This window comes from Parahaliea aestuarii (genome assembly GCF_008064635.1).
Lineage (GTDB): Bacteria > Pseudomonadota > Gammaproteobacteria > Pseudomonadales > Halieaceae > Parahaliea > Parahaliea aestuarii.
Map to the genome: position 1 here is coordinate 399,132 of NZ_VRYZ01000001.1, position 19,297 is coordinate 418,428.

General features: G+C 64.3%; 16 protein-coding genes. 9 read left to right on the forward strand and 7 right to left on the reverse strand.

From position 1 onward, the window contains the following. The first annotated feature begins 11 nt into the window (after nt 1–11). Nucleotides 12–422 carry a DUF2784 domain-containing protein gene (locus FVW59_RS01815; protein ID WP_148062515.1) on the forward strand — a complete coding sequence of 137 codons (411 nt, stop codon included), beginning with the start codon at nt 12–14 and terminating at the stop codon, nt 420–422. A gap of 12 nt (nt 423–434) precedes the next feature. On the opposite strand, the gene FVW59_RS01820 is transcribed toward FVW59_RS01815, so the two are convergent. The 6 genes from FVW59_RS01820 to FVW59_RS01845 form a co-directional block, all read right to left on the reverse strand. Continuing rightward, nucleotides 435–1,721, reverse strand: a complete 1,287-nt coding sequence (locus tag FVW59_RS01820; protein WP_148062516.1) for a magnesium transporter — start codon at nt 1,719–1,721, stop codon at nt 435–437. Further along, a complete protein-coding gene (locus tag FVW59_RS01825; RefSeq protein ID WP_148062517.1) occupies nt 1,718–2,524 on the reverse strand; it encodes a magnesium transporter MgtE N-terminal domain-containing protein in 807 nt (268 codons plus the stop codon). Before FVW59_RS01825 ends, FVW59_RS01820 begins: the two co-directional genes overlap by 4 nt. Then, nucleotides 2,514–3,314 carry a mechanosensitive ion channel family protein gene (locus FVW59_RS01830; RefSeq protein ID WP_148062518.1) on the reverse strand — a complete coding sequence of 267 codons (801 nt, stop codon included), beginning with the start codon at nt 3,312–3,314 and terminating at the stop codon, nt 2,514–2,516. The genes FVW59_RS01825 and FVW59_RS01830 overlap by 11 nt, the downstream gene beginning before the upstream one ends. 47 nt (nt 3,315–3,361) lie before the next feature. Next, nucleotides 3,362–3,937, reverse strand: a complete 576-nt coding sequence (locus FVW59_RS01835; protein ID WP_148062519.1) for a mechanosensitive ion channel family protein — start codon at nt 3,935–3,937, stop codon at nt 3,362–3,364. Between the two features lie 69 nt (nt 3,938–4,006). Beyond that, a complete protein-coding gene (locus FVW59_RS01840) occupies nt 4,007–4,888 on the reverse strand; it encodes a carbon-nitrogen hydrolase (protein WP_148062520.1) in 882 nt (293 codons plus the stop codon). Then, entirely contained in the window at nt 4,885–5,946 is a 1,062-nt protein-coding gene (locus FVW59_RS01845) for an agmatine deiminase family protein (protein ID WP_148062521.1), read from the reverse strand. Before FVW59_RS01845 ends, FVW59_RS01840 begins: the two co-directional genes overlap by 4 nt. 412 nt (nt 5,947–6,358) lie before the next feature. On the opposite strand from FVW59_RS01845, the gene FVW59_RS01850 reads away from it, so the two are divergent. The 7 genes from FVW59_RS01850 (at nt 6,359) to FVW59_RS01880 (ending at nt 16,778) form a co-directional block, all read left to right on the forward strand. Further along, nucleotides 6,359–9,088, forward strand: coding sequence for a TonB-dependent receptor (locus FVW59_RS01850; protein ID WP_148062522.1), 2,730 nt, complete (start codon nt 6,359–6,361; stop codon nt 9,086–9,088). Nucleotides 9,089–9,091: 3 nt separating this feature from the next. Next, the gene (locus FVW59_RS01855) at nt 9,092–9,598 is read left to right on the forward strand and encodes a VOC family protein (RefSeq protein WP_148062523.1); all 507 of its coding nucleotides are present in this window, start codon (nt 9,092–9,094) and stop codon (nt 9,596–9,598) included. 2 nt (nt 9,599–9,600) lie between these two features. Further along, on the forward strand, nt 9,601–11,580 hold the full coding sequence (locus FVW59_RS01860) for a DUF1592 domain-containing protein (protein ID WP_148062524.1): 1,980 nt from the start codon (nt 9,601–9,603) through the stop codon (nt 11,578–11,580). 14 nt (nt 11,581–11,594) lie between these two features. Continuing rightward, entirely contained in the window at nt 11,595–12,950 is a 1,356-nt protein-coding gene (locus FVW59_RS01865; RefSeq protein ID WP_148062525.1) for a DUF1552 domain-containing protein, read from the forward strand. A gap of 13 nt (nt 12,951–12,963) precedes the next feature. Beyond that, the gene (locus tag FVW59_RS01870; RefSeq protein WP_148062526.1) at nt 12,964–14,220 is read left to right on the forward strand and encodes a hypothetical protein; all 1,257 of its coding nucleotides are present in this window, start codon (nt 12,964–12,966) and stop codon (nt 14,218–14,220) included. 55 nt (nt 14,221–14,275) lie between these two features. Then, nucleotides 14,276–15,874 (forward strand): carboxylesterase/lipase family protein, encoded by a 1,599-nt coding sequence (locus FVW59_RS01875; RefSeq protein WP_148062527.1) that lies wholly within the window; start codon nt 14,276–14,278, stop codon nt 15,872–15,874. Nucleotides 15,875–16,136: 262 nt separating this feature from the next. Next, the gene (locus FVW59_RS01880; RefSeq protein WP_148062528.1) at nt 16,137–16,778 is read left to right on the forward strand and encodes a hypothetical protein; all 642 of its coding nucleotides are present in this window, start codon (nt 16,137–16,139) and stop codon (nt 16,776–16,778) included. A 73-nt stretch (nt 16,779–16,851) separates the two neighbouring features. Here the strand turns inward: FVW59_RS01880 and FVW59_RS01885 are convergent, their stop codons facing one another. Beyond that, on the reverse strand, nt 16,852–18,390 hold the full coding sequence (locus tag FVW59_RS01885) for an MFS transporter (RefSeq protein ID WP_148062529.1): 1,539 nt from the start codon (nt 18,388–18,390) through the stop codon (nt 16,852–16,854). A gap of 171 nt (nt 18,391–18,561) precedes the next feature. On the opposite strand from FVW59_RS01885, the gene FVW59_RS01890 reads away from it, so the two are divergent. Next, nucleotides 18,562–19,272 carry a TetR/AcrR family transcriptional regulator gene (locus FVW59_RS01890; RefSeq protein ID WP_148062530.1) on the forward strand — a complete coding sequence of 237 codons (711 nt, stop codon included), beginning with the start codon at nt 18,562–18,564 and terminating at the stop codon, nt 19,270–19,272. Nucleotides 19,273–19,297: the final 25 nt, after the last annotated feature.

Genomic DNA, 19,297 nt, shown 5'->3' on the forward strand with positions numbered 1-19,297 from the left:
GGTGTGAGGCCATGTTATACCGTGTCGCCGCCGACCTCGTGCTGCTTGTCCACGTGCTGTTCGTCCTGTTCGTGGTACTGGGTCTGGCGCTGGTGCTGCTCGGCGGCCTGCGCAAATGGGAATGGGTGCGCAATCCCTGGTTTCGTCTCGCACACCTGGCGGCTATCGGCGTTGTGGTATTGCAGGCCTGGCTGGGGCAGTTGTGTCCGCTGACCCATCTGGAGGTGGCGCTGCGGCAACAGGCCGGTGACGCCGCCTACACCGGCGCATTTATCGCTCACTATCTGGAGCGGGTCCTCTACTTCCAGGCGCCCCAGTGGGTCTTTGTCGCGGCGTATACCCTGTTTGCTCTGTTGGTGGTGGCGGCGTGGTACGGCGTGCGTCCGCGGGCCTTGCAGCGCGGCCAGCGCCGCGCGGACTGAGCCGGCGCGGTGTTACAGCAGGGACGAGAGCCCGGTCGCGGTGCCGAGAAAGGCCAGGAAGCCCGCAACATCGGTGACCGTGGTCAGGATGATGGAGGATGCGGTGGCGGGGTCCTGGCCCAGCCGCGACAGGATCATCGGCACCAGGGCGCCGGCGATACCGGCCATGATCATGGCGGTGACCATGGCGATGGCGATCACCAGCGCCAGCCCGGGGGACTGGCTCCACAGCCACACACCCAGGCCGCAGGTCAGCGCCAGGGCGCTGCCATTGATAATGCCGATCTTCAGTTCCTTGGACAGCACCGCCCGCCATTGCACGGTACTCACTTCCTTCAACGCCAGGCCGCGCATGGTCACCGCCAGGGCCTGTGAGCCGGCGTTCCCGGATTGTCCTGCCACCACCGGCAGCAGGATAGCCAGCGCGGTGAACTGGGCGATGGTGGACTCGAACAGCCCCACCACAGCGGCGGCGAGAAAGGCGGTGAGCAGGTTGATGTGCAGCCACACCAGGCGCCGCTTGACCGCGAACAGGGCCGGGGACAGGGCGCGCTCGTCGGCGCTGGCGCCCACCATGCGCTGGATGCCCGCCGTCGCCGCCTCTTCTGCCGCCTGGAACAGGTTGGTGTAGCGGATGACCCCCAGCAGCTTGCCGGCCTGGTCCACCACCGGGATGGAGTCCGAGCGGGAATCGTCGAACAGCTTGACCAGGTCCTCTTCGGTGGAATTCAGGTAGGCCACCGCCTGTACCGGATGTAGCAGATCCGACATCGGCGTTTCCGGTTCGGCCAGGGCCATGTCCTGCAGGTCGACCCGGCCTTCCAGTTCGTCCTGTTCGGAGACCACATAGAGCGAGCGCACCCGCTTGATTTTTGACTGGCGCAGTTCCGCCAGTGCTTCGCCGACAGTCTGGTCCGGAAGGTAGCGGGCGCGCAGGCGATCCATGTAGCGGCCGGCGGTGCGCTCGGGGAATTCCAGCAGTTCGCTGTATTCGTTGCGCAGGCCGCCGGGCAGGTCGGCCAGTGCCGATTCGCGCTCGTCGGCATTGAGCGAGCGCAGGATCAGCAGGGCGGTGCGAATGCTGGCGAGCTGCAGCACCCGGCTGCGCTGCGCCGGTTCCAGCGCCAGGAACAGGGCATTGAGCTGGCCCGGGTCGGCGTACTCCAGCAGCCGCGTATAACTCTCCGGCGACAGCTGATCCAGCCCGTCCGGCAAGGGGCCGCCGCGCTCCACCACGCGGGCGGCCTCGGCGGGAAACTCGCGCACGTAGTATTCGCGCAGCTGGTCGGTGAGGTTCATGGGCGCCCGAGCAGGGATTCCATCACCCGGCCGCAGGTGTTGAGGTAGCCGCTGGCCAGTTCGGTGAGGACCTTTTCAATGCCGAATTCGCCGGGGCGCGTCTCGCCGGCCACCCGCTCCAGGGCGGCGCGGCTGATGACGCCAAGCACGCGCTGCTGGTGATCCACCACGGGCAGGTCGGCATGGTCCGCCCACTGCCGGGAACCGAGAGCCGTGGCGGCATCGGTGAGGCCGCTGAGCGGCTCCACGTTGTCGACCACCTGGCCGACGGTGCGTCCGCGGTTTTTGCGGGCGAAGGCGGCGCGCAGGTTGAGCAGGCCGCGATAGTGGCCCTGGGGCCCGACCACCAGTACCGGCTGGGCGCGGGTATCGGTGCTGCCGGACAGCTCCTCGCAGAATTCCTGGCACAGGGTGTCGTCGGCGACGCGGATAAAGTCGCTGCTGACCAGCGCCGCCAGGGTGTGGGACGGAAACTGCAGCAGCTGGTAGAGCGTGCCGCGTTCCTCCTCTGGTGCGGCCTGCAATACCGTCTCGTAGCGACTTTCATGCAGGTGGGCCGCCAGTGCGACCGCTTCGTCGGCACTGGCGTCCGCCAGCAGCGCCGCCACCTGCGCCGGTGGCAGGGTTTCCATCAGCCCGGTCAATTGCCAGCTCGGCAGGTGGGAAGCCAGCGCCGCAGCCGTGCCGCGGGGCAGTTGCGCGATAAAGGCTTCCAGTTCTGCCAGCTCGCGGTCCGCCAGTTGCACCGCCAGTTCCCGCGGCCGCGACGTGGCGAAGGCCAGCACCAGCGGGTCAAGGCTCACGGTTCACTCCCGTCCCGGTCCCGGTGACCGCCTCTGATGCTTCGCGCAGCAGCAGGACCTCCCCCGCGGCAAACTGCGCGGTCGGGATTGTCAGGATGCCCTGCTCCGCTTCCAGTACCACCGCGGTACTCAGCATTTCGATGATGCGGCCCTGGCTGCCGTTGATGCGCACTTCGTCGCCGATGCGGTAGCGGTCCAGGGCGCGCCGGGCCAGCAGGTTTTCCACCAGCTGGCGGCTGCCGAGGGCAAAGGCCAGGGACAGGCCGCCGAAGAAAAACCCCAGCAGGATGACAATCACATTGGACAGGAAGCTGATGTCCACCGCGGTCTGGGCGAGGCCCGTGAGTACTGCCGCCAGCAGTACCAGCAACTGGGCGAAGCGCGGCACCAGGTGGTCCGAGGACAGCCCCATCAGGCCCGCCACGATGCTGCGCACGATCACCCCCAGCAGGTAGCCGGAGAGAATGATGAAGCCGCCGAGGATGAGTTGCGGGATGTACTGCAGCAGGCGGTCGAGCCAGTCGCGCACCAGCGAGATACTCAGTGCCTGCAGGGCCAGCAACAGGAAGATGACCAGTGTGCCGTAGTACACGCCGGCCCGCAGGGAGCGGCGCAGTACCCGTAGATCCACATCTTCCAGGCGGCCGCGGGCCCGGCGCCGCAGGTAGGCTTCGAGGCGGATCAGCCAGCGCTCGGTGAGGCGGGCCAGCAGGCCGGCCAGCACAAAGCCGGCGATGGCGATCAAAATCGCCAGGATTTCCGGGTTCTGGTTAAACAGCTCCGAGATCATGGTTGCACTCGTGTGCGCCGGCTCTTTTCACCGCGTTACTAAGCACTTTAGCCGGGGCGCGGGTCGAGTGCCACCGCGTCGGTTTTGGCTTCGGGGGCGGGCTCTGGCAGGCGCGCCGCTATTTTCTGCGGGAACTCGGTATTGCCGCGATCCAGTTTGATCACCGGCTTCTGCAGGATCAGGCTGTTGGGATAGGTGATGAGGTTGCCGTCCACGGTGCGGATCAGCACATGGAAGAGGCTGATTTCCTCTACTGTTCCGGAGAGATCGAAGTCGGAATCGGTCACTTTGATCTGGTCCCCCACCCGGTAGGGAAAGCCGAAGAAGATCACCATGCTGGCGGTGATATTGGCGAGGATGGACCACTGGGCAAACAGCGCCACGCCAATCACGGCAAACGCCGAGGACAGGAATAGCGACACCTGGCCGTAGCCGAGGCCGAGGATCAGGCAGAGCACGATCACAAAGGCCACAAACAGCAGAATGTTGGAGGTTTTCTCCAGGTACTTCACCCGGACTTCCGCCACCTCCTTGTGGCGCCCCAGGCGGCGGATGGTGGCGCTGACCGCGCGGGCGGCGAGCAGGTAGGTTGCCAGGCAGATCGCCACGGAAAGCCATTTCATGGGTACTTAATCCTTCCTTCGAGTCATTCCTGCGCAGGCAGTGGCCCGCCAGCGCGGAATCCATTTTTCCTAGCGCCGGTAGAGCTTCGTCAGGTCGCCGTAGTGATCCACCCGGCGGTCGCGCAGGTAGGGCCAGATACGGCGCACGGACTCGCTGCGCGCCAGGTCGATATCCACCAGGGCTACGGTCTCCTCGTGTTCCGAGGCCTGCCACAGGATCTCGCCCTGGGGGCCGGCGACAAAGCTGGAGCCCCAGAACCGGGCGCCGGCGCCGCCGGCCGGGTCCGGTTCGTGGCCGGTGCGGTTGACGCTGATCACCGGCAGGCCGTTGGCTACCGCGTGGGAGCGCTGGATAGTAATCCAGGCGTCGCGCTGGCGTTTTTGCTCGGCCTCGTCGTCGTTGGGGTCCCAGCCAATGGCCGTGGGGTAGATCAGCATCTGCGCCCCCGCCATGGCCATCAGGCGGGCGCCCTCCGGGAACCACTGGTCCCAGCACACCAGCACGCCGAGGCAGCCGACCGAGGTCTGGATGGGCTCGAAGCCGAGGTCCCCGGGGGTGAAGTAGAACTTCTCGTAGTAACCCGGGTCGTCGGGGATGTGCATCTTGCGGTACAGGCCCGCGATGCTGCCATCGCTCTCCAGTACCACCGCGGTGTTGTGGTACAGGCCCGGCGCCCGGCGCTCGAACAGGGAGCTGACAATGACCACGCCGAGTTCCTTCGCCACCGCGCCGAGCGCATCGGTAGAGGGGCCGGGAATGGTTTCCGCCAGGTCGAACAGGTCGGTGTCCTCCTGCTGGCAGAAGTAGCGGCTGCGATGCAGTTCCTGCAGTACGACCAGTTTGGCCCCCTCCGCTGCGGCGGCGCGAATGCCGTCGATGCTGCGCTGCAGGTTGGCGTCCGTATCGTCGCTGCAGGTCTGCTGGACGACGCCCACGACCAGTGTATTCATGCTTGCGGCCCTCCATCGGCGGCCTGTTCGTCCTGCAGCACCCCGGCGGGCAGCTGCATGGTTATGCAGTGAAGACTGCCATGCTGACGTATCAGGGTGCGGCAATCCAGCCCCTCCACCCGGTAGCCGGGAAAGGCCTCCGCAACCTGGGCCAGCGCAATGTCGTCGTTGGGGTCGGCGTAGGTCGGTACCAGCACCAGGCCGTTGCAGATCAGGAAGTTGGCGTAGGTCGCCGGCAGGCGATGGCCGTCTTCCGGGTCGTGCTGGGCGCCGGGCCAGGGCAGGGGCAGCAGGCGGTAGGGCGAGCCGGTGGCATCGGTCAGTGCCGCCAGCTCCCGCGCCATCGCCGCCAGGTCGGCAAAGTGCTCATCCTGCGGGTCGTCGCAGGCCTGGTAGAGGAGGGTGTTGTCCGGGCACAGGCGAGCCAGGGTGTCGATATGGCTGTCGGTGTCGTCGCCCGCCAGGGCACCGTGTTGCAGCCAGTTGATTTTGCGCACTCCCAGCAGCTCGCCCAGCGCCCGCTCGATGGCGCCGCGATCCAGGTCTGGGTTGCGGTTGCGGTTGAGGAGACATGCGGCGGTGGTCAGCAGGGTGCCGCGACCGTCGCTCTCGATGGCGCCGCCCTCCAGCACCATGTCCACTGCTTGCAGGGTCGCGTTGGGGAAGGCGCCCAGGCGCTTCAGCTCCGCGGTCAGGGCATTGTCTTGCGCGGCCTCGAACTTGCCGCCCCAGCCGTTGAAGCGGAAGTCCAGCAGGCGCAGGCCTTGCTCCGTGGAAATGGTGATGGGGCCGTGATCGCGGGCCCAGGTGTCGTTGCTGGTGGCGGCGTAGCACCGCACCCGCCCGGGCAGGCTGGCGTCAAATTGCTGTTGCAGCGCAGCGGCCCTGGCGGCCGGGGCGGCGATCAGCACCCTGGCGGCGGTGCTGATGCGCTGCACGAGTTCAGTGTAAAGGGTCTCTACCTCTGGCAAGAGGTAGAGCCAGTCGCTGTCGGCGTGGGGCCAGGTCAACTGGATGGCGTCCTGCGCTTCCCATTCTGCAGGCAGTCGTACCGTCATGGCTGTAAATCCGGTGGTGGCAAATGTGCGCGGAATGTAGCACAGGCGGGGGCCGGTGACCGCGCGAGGCAAGGCTCAATCTGCGGTAAAAATCCGTCAACGGTGGTGATCGTGGCGGCGGCGAGTGGACGGGAAAGCGGCTTGCTCCGGGTATGTTGACATGCAGGTTACACACTGAAACCAAAAAGAGTTGCAATATGTAACTTATTGAGATTACATACTGTAACTACCAGTTTGGTGGTCGCCAAGGGTTCTTCTCCGGCCTTCTCCATGCCGGGGTTGGGCGTTTACTCCAGATTAATTGGGTGTATTAACCCATTTTACTGGAAAGGTACCTTGGTGATCTGCGGGTTGGTGAGCTGCTCAGATACATTCGCAGTATTCGAATAATATTAATAATGGGAGCATTGTCATGACTCTTGCTAGCAAACGTACCCCCCTGGCGCTCGCGCTGCTCGCCAGTCCTCTGCTGGCCCTGTCCCCGGAGCAGGGCGTGGCCGAACAGATTCTGGAAGAGGTGATCGTCACCGCGCAGAAGCGCAGCGAGTCGATTCAGGATGTACCCATCGCGGTCTCCGCTTTCACGGCGCAGAGCCTGGAGGCGATGCAGGTGCGCACCAGTATCGACCTGCAGAATTACGTGCCCAACCTCAGCTACACCGGCAGCGGCGAGTTTTCCATCCGCGGTGTGGGCGGGGCGGTGATCGGTACTACCGGCGATGTCGGTGTGGGGATGCACCAGGACAATGTCCCGCTGATTATCAGCCGCGCCGCCCAGGGCGAAATCTACGACCTGGCGCGAGTGGAAGTCCTGCGCGGTCCGCAGGGCACCCTGTTCGGGCGCAATGCAACCGGCGGTGTGGTGAACTTCATTACCCAGAAGCCCCTGCTGGGCGAGTTCGACGGCTATGTGAAAGGTGAGCTGGCTTCCTACGACTCGAAGAAAATGCAGGGCGCCGTGAACATTCCCCTCGGCGATCTCTTCGCCGCGCGGCTGGCGGGTAGCTGGGTAGAGCGTGACGGCTACTCGAAGAACATTGCCACCGGCAACGACGTGGATGGCCGCGACCAGTGGTCAAGCCGCGTTGGTATCACCTTCTCACCCGGCGAGCGCTTCACTTCGACCCTGAGCTGGGAGCACTTCGAAGAGGATTCGACCCGCAACGGCGGCGCCCGCAGCATGTGCATCGCCGATCCGGGGCCGGACATGATTGGCTCCACCGCCATTACCAACGAAGCGGCCAGTCTCTACCTGTCCCGCGGCTGTGATGTCGGCAGCATCTATCAGGACAGTGCCTACGGCAACGCCAACAGCGTTGCCACCTTCGGCGGTCGCTACGCCTTCCTGCTGGGCCTGGTGCCCGGCGACGTGTTCGCCAACCAGCCGCAATCCACCGATCCGCGGGAGGCGTCCTACTTTATCGACCCCGAATATGTGGTGGAGAACGACGTTGTGACCTGGGACAGCAGCCTCGACCTGAACGAAGGCCTGCAACTCAACCTGCTGCTGGGCTGGTCCGAGGACACTGAATATACCCGCAATGGCGGCGACGAATCGGGTGTCGGCTTTTTCGATACGCCGCTGACCCCCGGCGGTGTGTACACCGACTTCCAGAGCGGGCCCGCGACCGGTATCCGCACCCTGAGTATCGATGATCGCTGGACCGAGCAGCGTTCTGTGGAGCTCCGCCTGCAGTCCGACTATGACGGCCCCCTGAACTTCAATCTCGGCGCCTTCTATTTCGATGTGGAACGCGAAAACGTCACCTTTGTCTCCACCAACTCCACGTCGCTGTTCGCCCAGGCCTCCGGCCTGCCGCTGTACTTCGACGAGAATCCGGACCCGGCTCAGTCGGGCTATGACGGCCATCAGTACCTGGCGGTCAAGGTGCCCTACGAACTGGAATCCCAGGCCCTGTTTGGCGAGCTCTACTGGCAGGCGGCGAACGACATCAAAATTACCCTGGGCCTGCGTTATACCGACGATACGAAGCGTTCCGACGACGTGCCGGCGCTGCTGTTCCAGCCGCTGGGGGCAGACGGTATCGGCACCGCCGGGCATCCGCCCAGCGGCCCGGGGTCGATCACCCGGCGCGAGGTGAGCTTCGACGAGTGGACTGGCCGCCTGGTGCTGGACTGGACGCCGGACCTGAGCTTTACCGAGCAGACACTGGTCTACGCTTCTTACTCGCGGGGCTACAAGGCGGGGGGATTCAATCCGCCCGACGAGCCCAATAACCCGGACAGTTTCGAGCCCTACTTGCCGGAGTACGTCAACGCCTACGAAATCGGCACCAAGAACATGTTCGCCGGCGGCCGCGCTCTGCTCAACGTGACGGCTTATTACTACGACTACAAGAATTACCAGATCGCCTTCCTCGAAGAGTTCTCCGCCCGCAATACCAATGTGAATGCGGAGTCCATGGGCCTGGAGATCGAGTCGCAGTATGCCTTCGACAATGGCTTCAGCGCCGATATGATCCTGGCCTGGCAGGATACTGAAATCAGCGACGGCCAGACCTACGATCCCTTTGACCGCACCCAGGGACGCGAAGACCTGACCTACATCGTCAGCCCGCAAAATGGCTGCGTGGTGCCCACCGCCTCGCTGGAGCCCCTGGTAGCGCTGATCAATGCCGGCGTGCTGCCGGCGGCCATCCTTGCCAACGCCTCCCCCGGAGACGGCAACGATATTTGCGAAGGCGGTTACACGGGCCCGGGCAACCCGCTGGCGGCGCTCGGCATCGACATTCCCGCAAGCCCGGGGGTGATCGCCGATATTGAGGGCAACGAACTGCCCAACTCTCCGAAGTTCTCCTATTCCATCGGGCTCAGCTATACCACTGACATTCTCGGCTGGAACACGGTATTCCGCGCGGACTACAGCTGGAAGGACGAAAGCTACGCCACGCATTTCAACGGCCCCAACTACGAAATCGAGAGCTGGGACAACGCCAACCTCAGTGTCACCGCGAGCAACGACCAGAACGGCCTGACCGTGCAGGCCTTCGTGCGGAACCTGATGGACAGCGACGACACCGTGATCGACTACGGCGTCAACGGCCAGGGTGTCGGCCAGAACCGGGTGGCGACCCTGCTCGACCCGCGTCTGTACGGACTCAGTGTGACCTGGGGGTTCTGAGGCATGGACGGGTTAAAGGCAATTGTTTCCGCGGTGCTGATGCAGGGTGCCCTGGCCCTGTGTCCTGTGGCGCAGGCGCAGGAGACGGTTGAGGCGCAGTCGCCTGGGCCGACCCTGGCAGCGCTGGCACTACCGGTTGAGAGCCTGGCGCAGGCCACGGAATTCTACACCTCGATATTTGGCCTGGTGGTGAAGCACTCCTTCGACAACACGTCCATGACGGAGAACATCCTTGGTACTGAAGGGGGTGAGGGCGCCGCGCTGGTGCTCGTGCAGTACAAGGATAAACAGGCGGACAAGAGTGAGTCGGTGCGCGTGGTCTTCCACGCTACCGATCCCGCGGCCCTGTTGGCAGCAGGGCAGGAGAAGGGTGCCACTGTCGTATTGCCGGCGCGCGACATTCCGGAACTGGGAGCCACCCTCGGCATCATGCGTGATCCCGAGGGCTACCTGGTGGAAGTGATCAAACGGGCCGGCACGCCGCCGGCGGCCCGGCAGCAAAGGAAGTAGCCGTGTTTTCCAGAACGATTCTTACCCTGGTCTGCCTGACAGTTGGCGGTTCCCTGTCGGGGCCGGCGGCACGGGCCGCTGACATTGCCAAGGGCGCCGAAATCTACCAGAGCGCCTGTAAAGGTTGCCACGAAGTATCCATCGGTCCGCCGCTGGCGGGTGTGGTCGGCCGCCCTGTGGCCAGTGAACCGGGCTTTGGTAGTTACAGCGATGCGCTCAAGGAGCGGCGCTCGCTGGTGTGGACGAAGGACGAACTCGATCACTTCCTGGCCGCGCCGCGGGAGTGGATCCCCGGCACCCTGATGATGCAGACGGTACCCGACGCGGAGGAGCGTGCGGCGCTGATCGCCTACCTCGAAACTCTGGGTAGCGGGAGCGATGTGGAAGAGGGCACGGCAGCGTTGAGCATCGACCAGCCGGTGATAGTCGCGGTGCGACGTCTCAATGAATCCCAGTATCGCAACAGCATCCGCGATATTTTCGGTGCCGATATCGAGATCAAAGCCCGCTTCGAGCCGGAGCGGCGGGAAGAGGGCCTGCAGGCCGTCGGCAATTCGGATCTGTCCATGACTTCCGCCGGCTTCGAGCAGTACTTTGGTCTGGCCCGCAGTATCGCCGCCCAGGTACTGGACCCCGCCCGCGACAATGCGCTGGCGGCCTGTTCCCAGGCTGGATCTATGGATGAGCAGCGCGAATGCACCGAGGCTTTTGTCGGGCACTATGGCGAGCGACTGTTCCGACGCCCACTCACGAGTGAAGAGCGGGCGGTGCGCGTTCACACCGCCCTTGAGAGTGCCGCGCGCGACGGCGATGTCAGGCAGGGTCTGCAGCTTGCGCTGACCAGCCTGCTGGCCGCCCCTGAATTCCTGTTCCGTATCGAAATGGCAGAGCCCGACCCGGGCAACCCCGGCGCCCTGCGACTGGATGGATACAGCCGCGCCGCACGCCTTTCCTTCCTGTTCTGGAACAGCGCGCCGGATGAAGAACTGCTGGCCGCAGCGGCGACCGGAAAGCTTTACCAGGCTGACGGACTGCAGGCGCAGGTGGCGCGCCTGGCGGATTCGCCGCACTACGAGGAGGGCGTGCGTGCCTTCTTCAGTGACCTGCTGCAACTCGACGGCTTCGACAACCTGGTCAAGGACCCGGCCATCTATCCCAAGTTCAGCCAGGTGGTGGCCGACAGCTCACGCGAGCAGATGCTGAAGACCCTGGTGGATCTGCTGCTGGTGCAGCAACGGGATTACCGCGACATCTTCACCAGCAATGAAACCTACATCAATCGCGCGCTGGCGGCGGTATACCGTGTTCCCTACCCGGCCGACACCGCGTGGGCGCCCTATACTTTCACGCCCGACTCGGAACGCGCCGGGCTGCTGAGCCAGGTGGGTTTTCTCTCCCTGTTTGCCCATCCGGGCACGTCGTCGCCGACTCGTCGCGGCATCAAGTTGCATGAAATCTTCATGTGCGAGCCGACGCCCGATCCGCCCGCCGATGTGGATTTCTCCAAGGTCAAGGACAGCAAGGCCGGCACTGTGCGCGGCCGTCTGCTGGATCACATGGAGAACACCGGTTGCGTGGCCTGCCACCGGCGCAGCGATCCCCCGGGGCTGGCGCTGGAGCATTTCGACGGCCTCGGCCAGTTGCGCAAATACGAGAACGGCCAGTTGATCGATGTCAGCGCCACCCTCAATGGTGTGGCCTTTGTGGGCGCCGGGGGGCTGGGGCAGTTGTTGCGCACAGACGAGCGCATACCCGCCTGCCTGGTGCGCAATGTCTACGCCTACAGCGCGGGGCAGCTGCCGGCACCCGAACAGGCTGAATTCATCCGGCGCAGCACGCGCGAATTCGCCGGCGACGGCTACCGCCTGCCGGGCCTGATGCAGCGCATGGCCGTGGCGCCGGCCTTCTTCAATGTACTGGTTCCCGAAGGGCTGGCGGCGACAGGCGCCAATGCGCGCGACGCCGGCGCCACCGGCCGATAAGAGGAGAAAGAACCATGAGCAAAAAATTTACCCGGCGCTCCCTGCTGCGCGGCACCCTCGGTGGTACCGCGGTATGCATGGGGTTGCCCCTTCTCGATGTATTTCTCAACAGCAATGCCAGTGCCTACGCCAGCGGCGCCAGGCTGCCGGTACGCTTTGGCACCTATTTCTGGGGGCTCGGGCTCACCGATACCCCCGCCGGCGGCACCCGCTGGGTGCCCGCGACCACCGGCCCGGGCTATGAAATCACGCCCGAGCTGAAAGCCATCGCCGCAGTAAAAGACAAGGTTTCGGTGTTCTCCGGCTTTCGTGCCATTCCCGAAGGCCGTGCAAACCTGGTGCACTGGAGCGGTCACGCCTCGATCCTGTCGGGCGTTGCGCCGACCGCTTCCGGCAGTTTCGACGAGGCGTCCTTCGACACCCGGGTGGCAGACGCCCTCGGCGGTGCGACGCGCTTCAAGAGCGTGGATATCGACGCTTCCATGTCGCGCACGCCGGTCAGTTATTCCACCCGCAGCGGCAAGACCTTCGCTTCGCCCGAGGTCAATCCGCTGGGGCTGTATACGCGCCTGTTTGGCGCGGGCTTCCAGGATCCGAACAGCGACAACTGGCAACCGGACCCCTCCATCATGCTGCGCCAGAGTGTGCTGTCGGCGGTGAAGGAACAGCGCCAGGCGCTGATGTCGACCGTCGGGCAGGCGGATCGCATCAAGCTGGATCAGTTCTTTTCGTCGGTGCGGGATATGGAAAACCAGCTTGCGGTCCAGCTGGAACGGCCGGAGAAACGCGAGGCCTGCAACCCGCCGGTTGAGCCGGGTGAACTGCCGCGCGGGGCCTCGGTTGACGTGGTCAACGAGAACACCCGCCTGATGGCGCGCCTGCTGGCGATGGGCATGGCCTGCGACCAGACCCGCGCCTTCAACTTCGTGCATACCTCCGGTGCCTCGGAGACCTACATGGCGGGCAACAGCAAGATTTACCACCAGATTACCCACGACGAACCCACCGATGCGAAGCTGGGCTACCAGCCGGAAACCAGCCGCCTGGCTGAACAGGTGATGGAGGGCTTTGGTGCCTTCCTGGAGGAGCTGGATGCGGTGCCTGAAGGTGACGGCACGCTGCTGGACAACACGCTGGTGATGGCTTTCAGCGACACCGGCTACGCCAAGATTCACTCCATCGACAACATTCCCATGTTCCTCGCCGGTGGCGCCGGCGGCCGGCACAGGGCAGGCCAGCATATCCATCAACCGGGCGAGCCGGTGACCCGCGTCTCCCTCACGGCGATGCAGCTGGTGGATACACCGGTGGGAGAGTTCGGCAGGGGCACCATGAAAACCGCGCGCCCGGTGTCGGAAGTGATGGCCTAGGGAGGCGGCAACCATGCAACGCAAACAAGCTGTTTTACAGGGCCTGCTGCTTGCCGGCCTGCTACTGCCGGCGCTGGCCCATGCCGGGTGGACGCGCTCCTGGGTGATTGAGTGGAACGAGCCCGCCATGTACTACGGCGCCGACAGCGGCGTGATTGACCCGGGCAGCGACTGCCCCGCCGGTACCAACCCGGAAATCGACTGGGTCGAGGTACTGGTGAGGGCCGGCTACAGCCGGGCGGAGGCCGAGTGGCTGCGCGACCCCGCCAATCCCACCCGCAGCCCCCGCAACGGCCAGAACCAGATGGCCTTTCGCGGCGAGGGTCGGGCCAACGTCTACACCCACCCGGAAACCTACCCCGATCCGGGGTTGACCGGTGTCAGCGGGGATATCGGCGAGGGCTTCGATCTCGACGGCGATCCCGGCAACGGCTTTGTCAGCCCCGAGGGCGAGCGCGGTATCGACAACGCCTTCTATCGCACCCTCGGGTGCTGGAAGACCTACCGCGGCCCGCACCGTCTGTCCGGCGGAGCGCTCACCTTCAACGACGCCATGCGTAACGGCGGCTGGACCATGGTGATTGTCGCCAGCGGCGAGGGCGACGATGAGCGCAACGACGACAATGTGCGTGTTGGTATCTATCTGAGCGAGGACAAGCTGGTCAAAGGCGGCAATGGTGAAATCGTGGCGGACTACACCTTCCGTATCCAGCCTCACCAGGTCTTCGAGGGGATTTTTGCAGCCCGCACGGAAGGCGGCGTCATTCACTCGACTGAGCCGTCGCCGCGGGTGGTATTGCGCGACCCCAGCTTTACCCGCGAACTGGAACTGCTGCAGGCGCGCCTGCGCCTGACCATGCAGGCGGACGGTTCCCTGCAGGGGCTGATTGGCGGCTACCGGCCATGGATGCCGGTCTATCAAGGCTGGGTGGATGCCCGTGGGCCGGTGATCGAATCCCTCACCTGGGTGGAACTGCCCGGGGTTTACTACGCGCTGCAGCGAGGCGCCGACTACAGCCCGCCGGGCAGTGACGGCGAACGCACACACATTTCCTACGCCCTGCGGGTGGATGCCGTACCGGCCTTTGTGATGGAGCCCGACGCATCGCGCGAAGTGGCCCAGGTGCGTTCCTACCGTGATGTGGCTGAAGAGGACAACTACAAGGCCCCCTTTGCCGGCTATGTCGTCAACGGCATCGTGCCGGATCGCAGTGGGAAATACTACGCGGGTCCGGATGCCGTCATCCTCCCGCCCCAGTCGGGAGAGTGAGACCTCTCGCACCATTCACAGCACCGGCAGGTGCCATGCCAAAACGAGGAAAACAATGAAGGCAGCGAAACTGAAAACCATTCTCGGGTCACTGGGTGTCGTCCTGGCCCTGCATTCACAGTCCGGATGGACTGCACAGGGGCCGGTGGCGACCATCGGTGCCGGCAAGGTCGAGGGTGTCGAACAGGGCGGCGTGCTCGCCTTCAAAGGCATTCGCTACGGCGCCGATACCGCCACTACCCGCTTTGCCGCCCCGCGTAAACCGGCGGCTTGGGATGGCATTGCCCCGGCCCGTGAGTACGGCGCCTCCTGCCCGCAAACGCCCATCGGCAGCGGCGGCGGCCTGTTTGCCTCCTGGCGGCCCACCCCGGTGCCACCCTTCAGCGAAGACTGCCTGTTTCTCAATGTCTGGACGCCAGCCCTGGCCGATGGCGCCAAGCGCCCGGTAATGGTCTGGTTCCACGGCGGTGGCTTTTCCCAGGGCGATGGTTCCTCCACCGCGTACGAAGGGACGCGTCTCGCCAGCCGCGGCGACGTGGTGGTGGTGACGGTCAACCATCGCCTGAACGTGTTCGGCTACCTGGCCCTGAATGATTACGGCGACAGCTACCGGGATTCTTCCGTGGCCGGCATCCTCGACCTGATCCAGTCCCTTGAATGGGTGCGCGACAATATCGAGCAATTCGGGGGCGACCCCGACAACGTGATGATCTTCGGGGAATCCGGCGGCGGCGCCAAAGTGTCTACCCTGATGGCCAGCGAAGCGGCGAAGGGACTGTTCCATCGCGCCGTGGTGCAATCGGGGGCCATGCTGCGCTTTCCCGAGCAGGATGCCGCCCGCGCCGCGGCGGACCAGGTGGTCGCCAATCTCGGCCTGGATGAGGACAGCATCGACGATATCCGCTCGCTGCCGGCGGAAGCCATTGTCAGCGCCTACAAGGACACCGGCGCGGCCACGGCGCCCACCTTTGACGGGCGTATCCTGACCCGCCACCCCTTCGAGCCCGACGCGGCGCCGAGTGGGCGCGATGTGCCGATGATGCTCGGTAGCAATCGCACCGAGAGCTCGATCTTTCTCGGTGCGACCAACCCCGCCCTGTTCGACCTGAGCTGGGAGGGACTGGAAAAAGCGCTGACGGCCACCTATCCGGACAAGGATGCGGCCGCGATTATCGCCGGCTATCGCGAACTGGAACCGGAGGCGGAGCCCGCGGATATCTACTTCGAGGCCACCACCGACGCCCGCTGGCTCGCCGGCCATGTGCGCCAGGCGGAGCAGAAGGTGAAGCAGGGCGGCGCGCCGGTCTACCTCTACCTGTTCAACTGGGACACCCCGGTGGACGGCGGCAAGTGGCGTTCACCCCATGCGCTGGAGATCGGCTTTGTGTTCGATAACGTGGCCAACTCCGAAGCCATGTCCGGTGTCGGGGAGGAGCAGCAGGCGGTGGCCGACATAATGGCCGACACCTGGATTGCCTTCGCCCGCAGCGGCAATCCGAACAACCCGCACCTACCGCAGTGGCAGCCCTACAACCTGGAAGAGCGGCCGGTCATGGTCTTCGACACCGAACCCCAAGTGGTTAATGACGCGCGCCGCGCCCAGCGCGACTTGTTGAATGACGGTGAAGGCTACGGCAACCGCTATCAGCGCTAGCACCTGCGGATAAGCTTCTATCACGGCAGGTGCATAGTGCCGTGGTTCTCGTCCTGGGGAGCTTTGCTCCCCTTTTTTGTCGTGGCTGGCGGATCAGGTGGCGTGCTTCGTCACAAAGCGCTGGTCCAGATGCTCAGAGTTCATTCACAGGTTAGTGTGGAGGAATGGTCGAGGCCCGCCATGCCCCTGCGGGAAGTCGGCCAGAACGCCAAATCTGTTCTAGAATCTTTTGATCGGCCACTCCTGCACAATGGACACTTTCATGAGCAAAAGTATCGCCTCAGTTTTCTTCGGTGTTTTCCTGGGTAGCTGTCTCTTCACGAGTATCGCAGCGTTCGCAGAGGACTTCGATGCAGAATACCAGGGTTTGATCGAGGATTTTCGCGGCTCTCTGAATGATTCGACCGCTCTACAGCAGCAGGTCGATAAAGCCGACGCCCTGCACGATCGTATTCAGCAGTATCGTCGGGACAAGCGTTCTGAGCTACCGAAGGCGGACCTGGACCAGCTGCGTGACCTTGCCCGCGAAGTGCGTTACTTCAAGTCGGTGACCAAGGTCGTGGGACAGCTTCGCAACTCGGCCGATGTTGATATCGAAGCGTTTGACACGGTCAACGCCCAACTGCAACTACAGCCGGTCGTGCTTCAGCAATTTGACTCCGGTTTGGAGATCGTACGAATCGATGTGGATGGATACGGCAGTCTGCTCATACGCAATTCGACGCCAATAACCTTTACAGTCACCTATAGTGCGCAAGGTGCCGAGCAGTCGGGTGGTGTCGGCAGCGCCAACTGCGAGAGCTATTCGGTCATGTCCGGGCTCTACAACTCGCGCGATCGCGCGATCGATAATCTTGTGTTCACTGTTGACGCGCACAAGGTCGGGGTAAAGGCCTGTGATTGAGTTGTAATCCCTCCAGAAAATAATCGAGGTTTTGAGTAGAGACTTGTGTTCTACCATTCATCGATCTTCTCCCTTAGCGGTCCCTGCTTGCCAGCGCCGCCTGCACTTCCTGTAGCCGTTCGCGGCTGACATCAATGCGGTTGGCCATCCACCAGGGCACCAGTAGCAGAAGGGTCATTACCGGTCCTACTGTAATGCCGATACCCAGCAGGGCGGCGTCGGAGGCCTCTCCCGGCGCCACCCCGGCATTCAGGCCGACGGCGTCCAGCAGGGGGCCGGCGACCATGTAGCCAAAGCCCATGACGAATTTCAGCGCAAAGGTAGTGGCGGCGAAGAACACGCCCTCCTGGCGGCGGCCGGTGGCCAGCTCGTGCTCGTCGGCGATGTCGGCCATGATCGAGTGCAGGGTGACGGTGCGCATGATGGTGAAGACGGTGGTGATCAGCGCGTTGAGGAACACCAGCGCAAACAGGGCAGTCGTGCCGTTTTCGGGTAGCAGGCCGAACAGCCGGCCGGGAATGAGCCACAGGGTATTCAGGGCCAGCCCGGCCACTGCCAGGCGCAGCAGGGATTGTTTCTGCCAGCGCTGCGACAGCAGGGCCATGCCGGGAAAGGCCACCGCCACCGCCAGCAGGGAGGACAGGGCCAGCAGGGATATCTGCGCGATGCTCAGTTCCCAGAAATAGGTGAAGGTGATCATCTGCAGGGCGCCGAGGATGCCGAGGGTGCCGCCCACTGCGATTTCGAAAATGAAAATGCGGCGGAAATTGGCGTTCTTCAGTGTCGCCAGGGTGTCGGCCAGCATGCCCCGCAGCCCCGGGCTCTCCGTGCTGCGGGCCGCCACTGCCTGCAGTCGCGGGATGAACTTCCAGGTGCCGGCGATGCACAGCAGGCAGGCCGTCAGGGACAACGCCAGACAGGCCCACCCGAAGGCGCGGTAGTTGGCCGCCACAAAGCGGCCGTCTGTATCGCCTTCCGGGACGAACAGTAGCGTCAGCCACACGGCGGGTACCGCTACGCCGGCGATCCAGCTCAGGTTGGTGCGGTAGTTGACGATGCTGGAGCGTTCTTCGTAGTTGGCGGAGATCTCGGCGCCCATGGCGTTCTGGGGGATGTAGAACACGGTGAGGGAGGTCCGCAGCAGAAGCACGGAAGCCAGTAGCCAGGCGAACAGCAGGCCCTGGTCGCCAGCGATGGCGGCGGGCGGGCTGAACAGCATGAGGAAGGACAGGGCCAGGGGCGCCGTGCCCAGCAGCATGACCGGGTGGCGCCGCCCCCAGCGGGTGCGCAGGCGGTCGGACCAAGCGCCCACCAGCGGGTCGGAAACGGCGTCCCAGATCACCGACAGGAAGATGGCCAGCCCGGTGAGCGAGCCGGAGAGGCCCAGTACCTGGGTGTAGAACAGCAGCACGAAGGTGCCGAAGGCGGCTTCCTTGGCGGCGTAGGGCACGCTGCCAATGCCATAGGCCAGTTTGTCGCCGAGCGAAATTGGCGCGGTTGCGGAACCCGCTTGCGCCGCCTCTTCGGCGGCGCTGGAAGTAGCCGGTGCTGCCCGTGCAAATCCGGAAGTTACAGACTGTCCTGCGGTAAAGCCTTCGGCGCTGTTCTGCATGCGAAACCTCAACACTTTGTTTTATACGGATAATTGAGTGGCGTCTGCTATTGTCTGCGGCAGTGCAACATTTATGGTTGCAAAGCGTAACTAGCGGGCTTAGAGTGTGCAAGCATTAGGTTACAAGATGTAACCATATGCCTGCCCCAGCACAGGCAATGGAGTCATGGCATGGTGGAACAGACGAAATCTGCAGCGGTGAATACATCCGACCGGATGTCCGCCGAGGAGCGGCGCGACGACCTGATCAATATCGCGCTCGACCTGCTGCGGGAGTCGGGGATGGAGGCGATCACCATCGGCGCTGTGGCCGAGCTGGCCGGGGTGACCCGCACGCTGGTCTACAAGCACTTCGCCAACCGTCAGGACGTGATCAACGCTGTCTACCAGCGGGAAGCGGCCAAGCTCCATGTCACCATCCGCGACCGGGTGGTGGAGGCGACCGGTTTCGAGGGGCGGCTGCGTGCCTTCGTCGACGCCATTATCGGGGCAGTGGATACCCACGGCTGGCTGTTCAGTCCGGCGGAGTCCCAGACCCACGAGGCCGGCTTTCGCACCGAGCAGGCCGGCCGCGACCGCCGCACGGTCAGGGAGTTCGCCAAACTGGCTGGCGCCGAATTCGGGCTGTCCCTGCGCGAGGCAACGTCCGCCATGGGCATCCTGTTGAGTGGGCTGACTTCGCTGCGCCTGCAGGCCCATGTGCTGACCTCAGAGGCGGATCGCGCCGCCCTGGCCGCCCTTTACGTCGATCTGGTGATGGCGGCGCTGAAGGGCCTGGCCAGCGGCGAGGGCCACTACAAAGGCGATACCGAGACTTCCCCCGGGGGTGCATCCGGCGATGCTGCTCCCGACCAACCCTCGCCCCCACCCGGCGCCCGCTAGGCGCTGCGCGGGCGATCTGTTTGAG